The organism is Halalkalibacter kiskunsagensis, assembly GCF_037027555.1.
Lineage (GTDB): Bacteria > Bacillota > Bacilli > Bacillales > Bacillaceae_D > Halalkalibacter > Halalkalibacter kiskunsagensis.
The window spans coordinates 14,065-26,795 of the sequence record NZ_JAXBLX010000002.1 but is presented as its reverse complement, the minus strand read 5'-3'; the positions used below and the strand labels follow the sequence as shown (position 1 = coordinate 26,795).

Here is a 12,731-nt window from a genome sequence, read left to right as displayed (position 1 = left end):
ATCTCACAAGAAGTCGATTGTCTCCGATATTAAAGGAATTGTTTGTTATAAAAAGATGGCTATGAAACTGCGTAGTTAGTACAAGAAAAGTGTCACTTTTGGTTTGAGATAAATTATCTTATGCGAGCTATCTTTAATACGCTTGAATTGACAGAGAGAATGATGGATAATTATGTAATTTTGATGGACCACTTGCCGATTCAAAGCAAAGGGTGTTACAACAAAAAAAGTAGAGAGTACAGTAGAGGTCTGTTGTTCTAATAAGGTATTTGGAAAGGATAAATTAATCCATCGGTTTCTTTACGAGCATCGGTTAGGAACATCAGAGGTTCTGTATGTTGGTGATTAACTACGGGGCATAATCGCTTGCAAAAATACAGAAGTAAAGGTGATATGGGTCAGTTGGGGCTACTATGCAAAGAACCTTGTACTCCCACAAAAATCTGATTATCTAGCTCATTTTCTGAAGGATGTTTTGAGGAGCGTTGATCAGAATGTTAGGTAGGGATAAAGAATTCGTTTATAAGTCAATAGTGATATTCTCTAACGTTTGCTTACGTAGGTTTTGGTTAGTTATCTATTATTAACACCTCAACTTTCGCAGAGTGAATTTGGCAAATAAGCATTGATATAATTAGGCAAATTGCCAAACCAGTGCTGGAGTTGACTTTTAATTAGTATTTGGATTTTTTTGTTTGTCTTATTGATGGCATCTTCAAGAAGCTCGAACAATTGCTGCAATGCGACAGCCCAGTCGAGTTCATTGATTTCATCACAAAGGTCAAAGAAAAGACCTCCGATTGTACGTATTTTAATTCTTTTGGTAGTTGATTATTTGGTTGTTTTTGATCTATCATATAGAGGCACCTCTTCTGCTTGGTAGTGATTTCTCGACAATCTCACTATACCAAAGAACGAAGTGTTTTTTCATTTATTGAAAACCGTGTCAAGGAATATACATGACTGACAACAGAAGTAATAATGTCAATGGATGAACGTGTTTTTTTAGGTGCGAAAGTTGAGTAATTACATATAGTGATTATTAGCTTTTATTTTTTTGCGTCCGCAATAATAAAACGTTTTGTATCGAAGGTTAAAGTCTTAAAGCAGAAAATTCCATGTTGACCATTCTGACAATTCAAAATAATTACATTGATTACTTAGTGTACACATAGTATATTGTATACCGCATCCCGGTAGTTGGTGGGTTAGTTGTAGCAACAATACTGGCGATATTAATTTTGTAACACTTTCTTGTTTTTTAAAATTATCATAATATTTGAATAATATCTTTTTGTATTGAATTTTCTAAAAAGAGTAGCTCATAAAAATAGGCTACTCTTTTTGGTTAGAAATTGTTCGTTGGAACTGCAATGATGCTGTCATGTGTCAGGATCGAACATCATAACAGTTGAAAGATGTATTGTTTTTTATCGATTTAGACGTAGTGTAAGAAGACACGACATAAGAATTCGCATAATTCAAAAAACAACTTGATCGATAACGGATTATGTGGTACATTGTATACCATGAGAAGGAAAACATATATTAGGAGGTTGTCTTATGCCAAACATCCATTTTAAAAACATTGATAAATCAATTGAAGTACCCACTGATTCTAATATTCTACGAAACTCACTTAGATATGATGGGAAAGTACCGAATCGTTGTGGAGGAGGGTTCTGTGGTACATGTGTGGTGAAAATTGAAGAGGGAAGTGAAAATTTAGATAAGATTAAGCCGGCTGAGAAAAAGAAACTCGGAGACGAATTGTTGGCACAAGGGTACCGCCTAGCATGTCAAACATTTACAACTGGAGATATCTCAGTTTCGTGGGATGAAGATTTTACCAAACAGGTACAACGTAGGAAAGTACAACGTGTAAAGTCATCGTAGTTATTAGTTACCAGCTAATTTACGAATACATTACTTAGATAACTGGAGGGGGTCAATTTGATTTTAGTTTGTCAAAAGCATGTACATGATGGAATAAAAATGTTGAAAGTACCTCATATAAGAAAAGCATCTTTTGAATCCCCTTGTCGGTTTTGTAATCAAGAGGCGAGGTTTGAAATCTATTACTTTAAGTATCTAGCAATGGCATAAGTAGAACTAGATAAGATATACGAGGTGTAAAATAGTTATGAAAATTGAAGAAAAAATATCGCAACGCGAACTTGTGCTACCTGTCCTCCCGAAACAATCAGGAAATTATTTATTAGCGAAACAAGTTGGAAATCTACTTTATATAAGTGGAATCACTTCTAAATTTAATGGGGTGGTTCAGTATAAAGGGAAAGTAGGAGATTCTCTGACTGTAGACGAAGGATATGAGGCAGCAAGAATCTGTGCTCTAAATCATTTAGCAGTAATTGAATCAGTCGTCGGAGATTTCAATAAAGTTAAGCAAGTAGTTAAACTTGTAGGCTATGTAAATTGTACTGAGAATTTTAGCGATATTCCACAAGTGGTAAATGGAGCATCTGATTTATTTATAGATTTATATGGAGAGTCAGGTAAACATGCCCGATGTGCAGTAGGCGTACAGTCTTTACCAGGGAATGCGAGTGTAGAAACGGATTTAATTGTTGAATTATTTGAATAATATTTTGGAAGGATAGAAGCATTACTCCGCCATTCTATTTGGGGTAATGTTTTTTGGTTGGTTTGCGAATAGAGTGTATTTGAAAAAGAATAGAAACGAAAAGACTGCCCCTCTTAAAGAGAGACAGACCTTGTTAAAACATTTAAACGGCTACTTCTAATTGTAGTCTAGAACTATCTGAATTAGGACCAGCTAATTCTTTTAATTCGTCTTGTGCTCCTTCGATCGTTTCGAACACTTCAAAGAATTTAACAGGGATATTATTTATATACGTTTTGCCGTCCTTTTCTTCTGTTAATGTAATTTTGATCGAATCGTCATGTACTTGTGCAATTGAATATTTTGCCTTTAATTGATCAAAGAAAAAATATTGATAAGTTTCAATTATTTCAAGTCCTGCTGTAACAAGGTTCGTCTGATATTCATCCTTATTAGTTAAGATAATGTACTTTGCCATTTAAAAATCACTCCTCTTAAATATTATTGTATTTGGTATACCACTATGTTATCTGAAAAATCAATTAAGTTCAAGCGTTTTACTGTAATTTTAAAAGAAAAGTAGAGAAATTTTCTATCATTGATGAAAAAATTCGGGTCTACTTGTAATTCGCTTGTCAGCTGGATATGGAGGGTTTAAAGAGGAGGGGGGCTTTAAAATAGAATCTAATGGAACCCAACTTTTTCTAGATTTCTAATTGGTTTTGTTTTATAATGTTTATAATGTTCTTAATATACAGATAGTTAAAACGATAAGGAGAGGTGTTTATGCCAAAAGTTACGTTGCACAAAGAAGATTTATTATATGCTCAAGAGGTAGACCCAGGTGCAAATTTAGTAGTATTAGCTGGAATTAAGAAATTTCCTAACCTTTCATATGGATGTGGAATGGGAAAGTGTACGAAATGTACTACTAAAGTGTTAAGTGGAGCGGAACATCTGAATCCTCCAAATTGGAAAGAAGAAAAAATGTTAGGTGATAAGCTGAAAGAAGGATACCGGTTAACCTGTCAGTTAACGATTACTGAAGATATTGAATTAGAGCAAAGTTAGCCCGGTTAAAAATGGTATACAAAATACAATAATTAATGCTAGATTTCCTTTTGGTGATCTAGTAATATTGTAGAAAGCGCTTTCTTTTTGGGTTTGTTGCCTATATAATTCAAATAAGTAAAAAAGCGTGATGTTATCTGACATAGTAGATGAACCAATGCATAATAATTGGTAGAGTTTTGGTATACCGAATACTAAAGGGAAGGAGGAACTTACAGTGAAAGCTTATATATTAACTGAAATGACTTGGGAAGAAGTAGAGCATGCTTTGAAAACAGCTAAAATGGCTATTATCCCAGTAGGTGCTCATGAACAACATGGACCTCATATGGTTGAAAGCTGTGATGCAGTACTTGCAGAAGAGATGTCAAAGCGCTTAGCCGAGAGATTATTCCCAAATGTGATTGTGGCACCTACAGTTAATATGGGAGTATCGCCGCATCACATGAATTTTCCAGGAACGATCTCTCTTAGTCCAGACACTCTTATTGCGATTATAAGGGATATGATTCAATCATTAAAACAACATAAGATTGAGAAATTTCTACTTCTAAATTCTCACGGAGGAAATCAAACGACCTTAAATTTAGCTATAACAACACTGACTAAAGATTTAGGTGTAGAAATCTACTTAGCAAAAACAACAGCATCAGCAAAAGAAGCAATGAAACAATACATTGATTCTCCGCTTTTTGGTCATAGTTGTGAAAGAGAAGTATCAGAAGCATTATATCTAGCTCCACATATTGTTAGATTTTCGAAGCTGGAAAAAGGAGATATTCAACCTGGAAAATGGAAAATGTTACGACCAGGGAGTACGCTTCAAGGATATTATAATTATGAAGAAATGACGAAAAATGGCTGTATTGGGGATGCAACAAAGGCAAGTATAGAAATGGGAGAAGCTATTGTTGAAGAGGCGTTAGGCAATTTAACAGAAGCAATTGAAACAGTATTAGAGACAGAAGCAGAGAAAATTGTCTAAATAGTAAAAATAGAGAGAGAACTATTGGGAGTGGCTGATCATAAGAACCATATACATCTACTCTAGGGGGACATCTAACTTATGGAATCAGTTAATTTGGCGGCTTCTCATTGGGTTTTCTTATTAGTGATTGTAACAATTTTTACTTTTATGATTTTCAGGCGTGATGTAGTGTTACCTTCAATTATTGGAATTTTTATTTTAGGTTTGGTTTTTCGCTCAGGCCAAGGTGCAACTGATACTTTAATTGGAGGGTTTCAAGTTGTATTTGCGGCGTTTCTAAATGCAGGTGTTGAACTATTCGACATCATGCTAGTTATTGCTTTAATGGTTGCAATGTTAAAATCATTGCAAACACAAGGTGCAGATAAACTTATGATTGCGCCAATGAAAAAACTTATGGTTAATCCAACCTCAGCTTTTTTTGTATTAGGTGCTACGATGTACCTTGCCGCTACATTTTTTTGGCCGACACCAGCAGTTGCATTAGTAGGAACGGTACTGATTCCAGTTGCGATGAAGATGGGTCTCCCAGCAATGGGCGCTGCTGTATCACTTAATCTATTTGGGCATGGAATGGCTCTTTCAGGAGACTTAGTTATTCAAGGTGCTACGAGATTAACATCTACTGCTGCAGGTTTAACTTCAACAGAATTACTACCGTACACTGCACTATTTTCATTTGTTGTTGGTGCTGTATCTATCACAATTGCTTTTTACACGATTAAAAGAGATATGAAAAAAGGCATTTTAAAAAGTGCAACTGAAGATACATTTTTAGATAAAGAGATAGTTCAATCAAAAAAGGAGATTGCAGCAGCTTCAGAAGTTGCTTCTGAAAAATATGGAAAGCATGCAAGATTTCTTTCTATCTTGGTGCCGGTTGCCTTACTATTGATTGTTGGAACAATGGTCTATCGAGCATTTTTTAACCCAGAAAATGCGATTCAAGGTGGAGATGCCACTGCTTTAATAGGTGGAACAGCTGTTGCGCTTTTAATCATTTCTACGATACTTGGAGAAGGTCAAAGATCAATCGAAGGAATTGTTTCGCATTTACGAGAAGGGTTCTTCTTTGCGATTAAAATATTTGCTCCAGTCATTCCAATTGCTGCTTTTTTCTTTTTAGGACATCCTGCGCATTCTGCGGCAGTTTTAGGTGAGGGTTCTCCAGGGTTTCTATTTGATTTAGGGAATGCAATGGCTCAATATATAGGGGGCAATAATGTCACATTAACGTTTGGAATGGTCATTATCTCTCTTTTATCGGGAATGGATGGTTCTGGTTTTTCAGGATTACCTTTAGTTGGTGCTCTATCAGCTGGATTAGGCGGGAGTGCTGGAGTCGATGTAGCTGTACTCGCTTCATTAGGACAAGTTGCGGCTATTTTTGCTGGTGGTGGTACATTAGCAGCTTGGGCATTTGGCGTAGCAGCAGATGCAGGGGTTGCAGGTGTTAAACCTATTGATTTAGTACGAAGAAACTTTATACCTGTTATGATTGGTCTATTTGTCGCTTCCTGTATTGCATTATTTATTATGTAGAAAGCATGCTTATTGGAAAATCAGAAAATTCTTAAATTACTGTTGACACTTAGACCAGAATCTACTAAGATTAGTTTAAATCATAAATGGTATACCAAATACTTTATACAGTGTACCTGAGTGTAATATTTATAAATTAAGAGGAGGAATACGACATGGCAGAACTATTATCACGTGAGGAATTCAGAAAGCAATTAGAGGAAGCGATTAAAGGAAATCATAGTGAAGCAGCACCGTTTACAGTAGCTTGGGCAACAGGGAAGTTGAAAAGAGAGCACTTTGCTAGATGGGCAGAAAATCACTATCATTACGTCGGGCCATTTGCGGATTACTTAGCGAATATTTATATGAATACACCAGAACAATACACGGATGCAAAAGACTTTACATTGCAAAACATGTACGAAGAAGAAATCGCAGGGGATCGCCACACAGACTTGCTAATTCGTTTTGCTGAAACATGTGGAACAACAAAAGAGCGAGTAGAGGATCCAAAGAATATGCTTGCAACAACACGAGGGTTGCAAAGCTGGTGCTACTCCGTTGCATCAAGAGAGAATTTCGTTGTGGCAACAGCAGCGTTAGTAGTTGGTCTTGAATCACAAGTTCCAGCGATCTATCGTAAGCAAACGCCAATTCTTCGTGAACAATACGGATTTACAGATGAAGAAATTGAATTCTTTGACTTGCATATCGTATCGGATGAAATTCATGGTGAGCGTGGATATTCCATTGTACTAGAGCATGCGAACACACCAGAATTACAGCAACGTTGCTTAGACATTGTTAGAACAGGGGCTGATATGCGACGTATGTACATGGACGGATTGTATCAAGCATATTTAAAAGGTGATATTGAAGAGCCTGTGTCAGTATAAAGGATAACAATAGATAACTTCGGCAGTTTTACGTAAGCTGTCGAAGTTATTCTTCTAATCTAGTAAGAAAGGGTGATTTTATGTTACAAACAAATGTACAAAATTACGGACTTTACATAGACGGGGAATGGCTTTTAAGTGAAAGTCAAAAAACGTTTGAAAGCATTAACCCTGCAGATACAAGCGATGTGGTTGGAGTCTTTCAACAGGCAACAGCTGAAGAAGTAAATAAAGCGATTGAATCAGCTAATAACGCATTTCCTGACTGGGCTGCTACATCGCCTGCGAAACGGGCAGCCATTTTAAATAAAGCTGCAGACATCTTAGAGGGCAAAGTTGATCAATATGGAGAAGAATTAACTAGAGAAGAAGGGAAAATTATTTCTGCCGCTAAAGGAGAAGTAAAGAGAACCGCTCAAACTCTTAGATACTATGCAGTAGAGGGATTAAGTTTCACAGGGGAAACCTTCCCGAACGACGATCCGAATATGGATGTATTTACACAAAGAGAGCCTCTAGGAGTTATTTCTGTCATTACTCCTTGGAACTTCCCAATTTCGATTCCAGCCAGAAAAATTGCACCTGCTCTTATAACGGGAAACACGGTAGTATTTAAGCCATCATCGGATACACCCCTTATCGCACTAAGATTAGTAGAAGCTTTACATGAAGCTGGTATTCCTAAAGGTGTAATAAATTTTGTCACAGGCTCTGCTTCTAAAATTGGTGATGGACTCATGACACATCCGGCTGTTCGGGCCGTCACATTTACTGGTTCCACCCAAGCTGGCGAAGACATTCATCGCAAAGTAGCGCTAACGACAAGAACCCAAATGGAATTAGGGGGGAAAAATCCACTAATTGTAATGGATGATGCCGATTTAAATCAAGCTGCGCAGCTAGCTGTAAATGGTGGATTTTCCTTAACAGGGCAAGCATGTACAGGGACGAGTCGTGTCATTGTTATGAAATCTGTAGCAGAAGAATTCACGCAAAAGTTAGTTGAAAAAACGCAAAAACTTATTATTAAAAATGGGCTAAATGAAGAAGCAACAATAGGTCCGTTAGCAAATCAAAAACAACTAAGCAATGTATTAAAATATATTGAGATCGGCAAAGAAGAAGGAGCAACGTTACAATATGGCGGACAACAGTTAAAAGAATCAAGCTATGATGCTGGCTACTTTATTGAACCTGCCATCTTCACGAACGTATTACCGACTATGCGTATTGCTCAAGAAGAGATCTTTGGTCCAGTTATCGCTGTTATTTCGGTAGAAGACTATAAGGAAGCTATCAAGGTGGCAAATGATGTTGAATATGGCTTATCTGCATCAATTGTAACGAACAATTTGAAGCTTGCGAAGCAGTTTACTAAAGATATTGAAGCTGGAACTGTAAAAGTAAACCGCACAACTACAGGTAATTTGATAAATGCACCGTTTGGTGGATTGAAAAAATCAAGTACTTCTACATTTAGAGAGTCAGGTAGAGTTGGATTGGAATTCTTTACTCAAATTAAAACAGTTTATATAGGCTATTAATTTCTAGGAGGTTTGCATGATGAAACAAGCACTTAAACTAACATTAGAAGAAGCGCAACTGATGATTAAAGCTGCGAAACAAAAAGCAGAAGATATTAATGTTTTAGAAACGATAGCGATTGTAGATGATGGTGGATATGTTATTGCATTAGAGCGTATGACTGACGCTCGGATTACAGGTCCTGAAATTGCAATTGCAAAAGGTTTTACAGCAGCAGGCCATAAGCGTTCGACTCATCTTTTTAATACAGAGCCAAACGGCCCAGCGTTACCAGGCAATGAGGCGTTTGGAATTCAACATATGATCCCAGGGAAGTTTGCTGTATTTGTTGGGGGTTTTCCAATCGTCGTTAATGGTGAAGTTGTTGGTGGTGTTGGTGTTAGTGGTGGAAATGGCGAACAAGACATTGCTGTGGGTACTGCAGCGCTAGAAGCATTATCTAAACACTTAGCTGATCAGAACTTAGAGGTCATCACAACTGCTGACATTAAAAAATAATACAAATAAGCTCGTCATAGCGTTCTGAATAACGTTATGACGTGATTCTACTAGGAGCATGTATTTTTTATTAATAGTTTTGGTATACAAAATACAATAAGGGGTGGTATGGTGTATGTGTAAAAAGGGGAATAAGAATCAAGTGAATGTATCGCCATCCAGTAAACTGACTTGTGTAAAGAAATGCACAGCTTGCTCTAGTAAGAAATAGATTAGACGAAAGATAACGGTAGAAAAAGGGGAACTTTCGAGGAGGGTTACAATGAAAGTAGATTCTGAAGTATATGAAATAACGATTATTGGGGGCGGACCTACAGGTTTGTTTGCTGCTTTTTACGGGGGGATGAGAAATGCTTCTGTAAAGATAATCGAGAGCCTTCCTCAACTAGGTGGACAATTGTCTACGTTATATCCGGAAAAGTATATATATGATGTGGCAGGCTTTCCAAAGGTTAGAGCTCAAGAATTAGTGAATTCATTAAAGGAACAGATGGCTCAATTTGAACAAAAAATCTGTCTAGAACAAACGGTTGAGGATCTTGAGACCATGCCTGATGGGGTAATCAAACTAACGACCAATCAGGAAGAACATTACACGAAAACAGTTATTATTACAGCCGGTAATGGTGCATTTCAACCAAGAAAGTTAGCTGTGCCCGGAATTGAAAAATATGAAAATAAGAATCTCCATTATTTTATTGATGATTTGGAAAAATTCCGTAACAAAAAAGTTGTTGTCTGTGGAGGAGGAGATTCAGCCGTTGACTGGGCTCTTATGTTAGAACCAATTGCTTCAAAAGTAACAATTGTTCATCGTCGCGAGAAGTTCCGAGCTCACGAACATAGTGTTACCCAGCTGATGTCATCTAGCGTTGAAATTAAAACTCCATATAATCCAATAGAATTTATAGGAGAAAACGAGATAAATTCTGTTGTTATCGAGAAAAATAAAAGCGATGAAAAGGAAATTATTGATGTTGATGATGTCATTGTCAATTACGGCTTCGTATCTTCACTTGGACCGCTTAAAGAATTTGGGTTAGAAATCGAAAAAAATTCAATTGTTGTTAACTCAAGAATGGAAACAAATCTTCCAGGAGTTTATGCTGCAGGCGATGTTTGTACATTTGATGGCAAAATAAAATTAATTGCCACCGGTTTTGGAGAGGCCCCTACAGCAGTTAATAATGCAAAGTCTTATATAGATCCAAAAGCTAAAGTACAACCACTTCATAGTACTTCTATATTTGCTTAAAACAGGAGAGGATACAGATGGCAAAATACACGATGGTAGATAAAGAAACTTGTATAGCATGTGGAGCGTGTGGGGCAGTCGCTCCAGAGATTTTTGATTATGATGAGGAAGGTTTAGCAGAAGTGATATTAGATAATAATACTGGAACACAGCAGGTTTCAGATGATTTAGAGGATGATCTTATCGATGCCGAAGAAGGCTGTCCGACAGAATCAATTAAGGTCGAGAATGAACCATTTCAAATTGAAATAGGCTAATATTAATATAGGTGCGAAAATCTTTCAACAAGAGTGAATTTGTGTTACAATATAAAAGTTGAAAGTTTTTCAATAGATTTTTTTGGTATACAATGTGCCATTTGTTTTATTTTGGATTGAGAGAGGGAGAGGAACATGATTTCGAAACAGTTAGATTGGTGGGACCATATGTTTAAAGTGAGAGAGGCTTATGTTTCACAAGGGACTATTCCTTGTGCCATGCACGGGACTGTATGTGAAATGAATTGTAAAAGCTGCACTTGGCTAAAAGAGATAAAAATAGAGAATGAACAATCAAAAGTAATCTGTCAACCACCAGTAATTTGGGAGCAATAATACTAAACGAGGCTGTCGCAAAAGGTCATTTAATTGGCCATGTTTGCGGCAGTCTTTTTTGAGTTGTCTACTAAATAAAGATTTTTTTCTTAACCTTATACGTTCTTTCATAAAATTATCTAAAAGTTGAATACATTTTATCATTGACAGGAGAAGAAGAATAAAGCTGTGTATAGAAAGCAAATATAAAAATCAAAAGAAGGCTTATCACTCGACTTAAAAAAGGTGATTCAAACGGACTAAGATACTTCGTTTGAATCACCTTTTTATGAGATAATATTGCATTTTTCGTTTTCTTACATGATATATTGCAGTATTTGAAGAAATACGATAAGTATGATCATATATAGATAGGTAAATTGGAAATTCCAGTTTGATATTTTAAATGGACTTGTATTAATAATATTTGACATCACGCCCACTGTTGCGTTATAAGGTCCCATTAAAAATGCAGGAACTGCACCACCAAGCATTGCAACAGTAAGTACGATAGGAGATAGACCTAGTAAACTAGGATTAATAGCTTCAGCAATAAGTGCAAATACAACGGCTGGATGGATACCGATAAATGCAAGCATAACTGGAATAAAAGGTAACAGGACCAAAAAGATATTGACGCCAATTAAGTCAATTACTCCACCCAAATATGTATTAACTGTTTTATCAGCGCCAGAGATACTAATAGTCGAAATAAAAAAACCGGCCGTTAAGAAAAGAAAAAATTGATCCTTCATTTTAGGTAAATGAGTTTTGAAGTGTTCCTTCAAACCAGTAAAATAACTCTTACCTTTTTTTAATAGCAATGACCAAACAAATGAAAATGGAATAACTAAAATGCTAACTAAGAATAGAAAACTGAGTGAGAATACTAAATCAAAAACAACAATGACACAATTTAAAAGTAAAACTGCTATTAAGATATGGACAAGACGTTTTGAGTTACTAGAATCATACTGAACTTCACTTGCTGCAGAAATTTCTCGTTTGACTTGCGTTACTGAGTTGTTGGTAGAAGCTTCTAGCCCTTTTTTCGTAGGTGTATTTCTTTTTGACAAAAAATTAGCTGTTACCCAATCAAGGAGTAATCCGATTACACTTAATATGATTAGCATAGGTAATACGCTAGTAAAGCTGACACCGGTCATCTCTATTACGATTCCGACAATGGGTGTAACTGGAGTCCATAGCAAAGGCATGGCAAACCCATGTGTAATTGAGCGTGAAATAAAGCGTTCTTTATTTTTAATAGCAAAAATATCAGCTGATGATCTTATCGCATAATAAGTCATAGGAAGGGCAGCTAAATTCATAAACGAACTAAGAAAAAAAGAAATCCCAGAAGAGACCATATAAAGCTGACCAGAATTACTAATTTTCTTTTGGATAACTGCCTGAACTTCTTTCGCATAATTTCCTAATTTAATTGGCAAAGCGAGAACGGGAATAACGGCGAATAGTGTAAGCAAATTTAACATTTCACCAAATGACATCACATAACTCCCAGTACTAGATTCACTTGTTATAAGCAATGTACATCCTAACGTTAAAAAAATGATTCCAAATAGAAGTACAAGTTTTTTTACAAATAGTAAACTACACAATACAGCTAGTAATGCAGTTAGGGATATAACTAAATCTAGGAGAGGGTGCGATATTACATTTGAAATTAAATATAAACATATCGCAAATCCGAATAAGTACTTTAACATGACGCCCTCCATTTCAATAAAGAAGGATAATTGGATACTAAATTATATACGATTATACAAATAGTATA

At 36.1% G+C, this 12,731-nt stretch carries 14 protein-coding genes and 1 pseudogene; 12 read left to right on the top strand and 3 right to left on the bottom strand.

The window, feature by feature from the left end; all coding sequences use genetic code 11:
* Nucleotides 1–591: 591 nt before the first annotated feature.
* Nucleotides 592–807: pseudogene (locus tag SLH51_RS01335) on the bottom strand (IS4 family transposase); the annotation flags it as partial.
* A 756-nt stretch (nucleotides 808–1,563) separates the two neighbouring features.
* Between SLH51_RS01335 and SLH51_RS01330 the strand changes: the two are divergent.
* From SLH51_RS01330 to SLH51_RS01320, 3 genes are read left to right on the top strand one after another with little or no spacing between them, the layout of a single operon-like run.
* A complete protein-coding gene (locus tag SLH51_RS01330; RefSeq protein ID WP_335958514.1) occupies nucleotides 1,564–1,896 on the top strand; it encodes a 2Fe-2S iron-sulfur cluster-binding protein in 333 nt (110 codons plus the stop codon).
* Between the two features lie 57 nt (nucleotides 1,897–1,953).
* A complete protein-coding gene (locus SLH51_RS01325) occupies nucleotides 1,954–2,106 on the top strand; it encodes a hypothetical protein (RefSeq protein WP_335958513.1) in 153 nt (50 codons plus the stop codon).
* A 37-nt stretch (nucleotides 2,107–2,143) separates the two neighbouring features.
* Nucleotides 2,144–2,605 (top strand): RidA family protein, encoded by a 462-nt coding sequence (locus SLH51_RS01320; RefSeq protein ID WP_335958512.1) that lies wholly within the window; start codon nucleotides 2,144–2,146, stop codon nucleotides 2,603–2,605.
* Between the two features lie 142 nt (nucleotides 2,606–2,747).
* On the opposite strand, the gene SLH51_RS01315 is transcribed toward SLH51_RS01320, so the two are convergent.
* Complete coding sequence (locus SLH51_RS01315) at nucleotides 2,748–3,062, bottom strand: hypothetical protein (protein ID WP_335958510.1); 315 nt, start codon at nucleotides 3,060–3,062, stop codon at nucleotides 2,748–2,750.
* Nucleotides 3,063–3,370: 308 nt separating this feature from the next.
* Here SLH51_RS01315 and SLH51_RS01310 point away from each other — a divergent pair, with 308 nt between their 5' ends.
* The 9 genes from SLH51_RS01310 to SLH51_RS01270 all read left to right on the top strand — a co-directional run bounded on the left by SLH51_RS01310 (nucleotide 3,371) and on the right by SLH51_RS01270 (nucleotide 10,954).
* Nucleotides 3,371–3,655 (top strand): 2Fe-2S iron-sulfur cluster-binding protein, encoded by a 285-nt coding sequence (locus SLH51_RS01310; protein WP_335958508.1) that lies wholly within the window; start codon nucleotides 3,371–3,373, stop codon nucleotides 3,653–3,655.
* A 217-nt stretch (nucleotides 3,656–3,872) separates the two neighbouring features.
* A complete protein-coding gene (locus tag SLH51_RS01305; protein ID WP_335958507.1) occupies nucleotides 3,873–4,640 on the top strand; it encodes a creatininase family protein in 768 nt (255 codons plus the stop codon).
* 81 nt (nucleotides 4,641–4,721) lie between these two features.
* On the top strand, nucleotides 4,722–6,185 hold the full coding sequence (locus SLH51_RS01300) for a hypothetical protein (protein ID WP_335958506.1): 1,464 nt from the start codon (nucleotides 4,722–4,724) through the stop codon (nucleotides 6,183–6,185).
* Nucleotides 6,186–6,340: 155 nt separating this feature from the next.
* A complete protein-coding gene (locus SLH51_RS01295) occupies nucleotides 6,341–7,063 on the top strand; it encodes a TenA family transcriptional regulator (RefSeq protein WP_335958505.1) in 723 nt (240 codons plus the stop codon).
* Between the two features lie 80 nt (nucleotides 7,064–7,143).
* Entirely contained in the window at nucleotides 7,144–8,607 is a 1,464-nt protein-coding gene (locus SLH51_RS01290; RefSeq protein WP_335958504.1) for an aldehyde dehydrogenase family protein, read from the top strand.
* A 19-nt stretch (nucleotides 8,608–8,626) separates the two neighbouring features.
* Complete coding sequence (locus SLH51_RS01285; protein ID WP_335958785.1) at nucleotides 8,627–9,106, top strand: GlcG/HbpS family heme-binding protein; 480 nt, start codon at nucleotides 8,627–8,629, stop codon at nucleotides 9,104–9,106.
* A gap of 262 nt (nucleotides 9,107–9,368) precedes the next feature.
* On the top strand, nucleotides 9,369–10,361 hold the full coding sequence (locus tag SLH51_RS01280; protein WP_335958503.1) for an NAD(P)/FAD-dependent oxidoreductase: 993 nt from the start codon (nucleotides 9,369–9,371) through the stop codon (nucleotides 10,359–10,361).
* Between the two features lie 17 nt (nucleotides 10,362–10,378).
* Nucleotides 10,379–10,618 (top strand): ferredoxin, encoded by a 240-nt coding sequence (locus SLH51_RS01275; RefSeq protein WP_335958502.1) that lies wholly within the window; start codon nucleotides 10,379–10,381, stop codon nucleotides 10,616–10,618.
* 135 nt (nucleotides 10,619–10,753) lie between these two features.
* A complete protein-coding gene (locus SLH51_RS01270) occupies nucleotides 10,754–10,954 on the top strand; it encodes a hypothetical protein (RefSeq protein WP_335958501.1) in 201 nt (66 codons plus the stop codon).
* Nucleotides 10,955–11,250: 296 nt separating this feature from the next.
* On the opposite strand, the gene SLH51_RS01265 is transcribed toward SLH51_RS01270, so the two are convergent.
* Nucleotides 11,251–12,663, bottom strand: coding sequence for a hypothetical protein (locus SLH51_RS01265; RefSeq protein ID WP_335958500.1), 1,413 nt, complete (start codon nucleotides 12,661–12,663; stop codon nucleotides 11,251–11,253).
* Between the last annotated feature and the right edge of the window lie 68 nt (nucleotides 12,664–12,731).

Excerpts from the sequence above, each read along its gene's own strand:
- SLH51_RS01330 (WP_335958514.1), top strand. The coding sequence starts at position 1,564 with ATGCCAAACATCCATTTTAAAAACATTGATAAATCAATTGAAGTACCC.
- SLH51_RS01320 (WP_335958512.1), top strand. The coding sequence starts at position 2,144 with ATGAAAATTGAAGAAAAAATATCGCAACGCGAACTTGTGCTACCTGTC.
- SLH51_RS01315 (WP_335958510.1), bottom strand. The coding sequence starts at position 3,062 with ATGGCAAAGTACATTATCTTAACTAATAAGGATGAATATCAGACGAAC.
- SLH51_RS01310 (WP_335958508.1), top strand. The coding sequence starts at position 3,371 with ATGCCAAAAGTTACGTTGCACAAAGAAGATTTATTATATGCTCAAGAG.
- SLH51_RS01300 (WP_335958506.1), top strand. The coding sequence starts at position 4,722 with ATGGAATCAGTTAATTTGGCGGCTTCTCATTGGGTTTTCTTATTAGTG.
- SLH51_RS01295 (WP_335958505.1), top strand. The coding sequence starts at position 6,341 with ATGGCAGAACTATTATCACGTGAGGAATTCAGAAAGCAATTAGAGGAA.
- SLH51_RS01290 (WP_335958504.1), top strand. The coding sequence starts at position 7,144 with ATGTTACAAACAAATGTACAAAATTACGGACTTTACATAGACGGGGAA.
- SLH51_RS01285 (WP_335958785.1), top strand. The coding sequence starts at position 8,627 with ATGAAACAAGCACTTAAACTAACATTAGAAGAAGCGCAACTGATGATT.
- SLH51_RS01280 (WP_335958503.1), top strand. The coding sequence starts at position 9,369 with ATGAAAGTAGATTCTGAAGTATATGAAATAACGATTATTGGGGGCGGA.
- SLH51_RS01275 (WP_335958502.1), top strand. The coding sequence starts at position 10,379 with ATGGCAAAATACACGATGGTAGATAAAGAAACTTGTATAGCATGTGGA.
- SLH51_RS01270 (WP_335958501.1), top strand. The coding sequence starts at position 10,754 with ATGATTTCGAAACAGTTAGATTGGTGGGACCATATGTTTAAAGTGAGA.
- SLH51_RS01265 (WP_335958500.1), bottom strand. The coding sequence starts at position 12,663 with ATGTTAAAGTACTTATTCGGATTTGCGATATGTTTATATTTAATTTCA.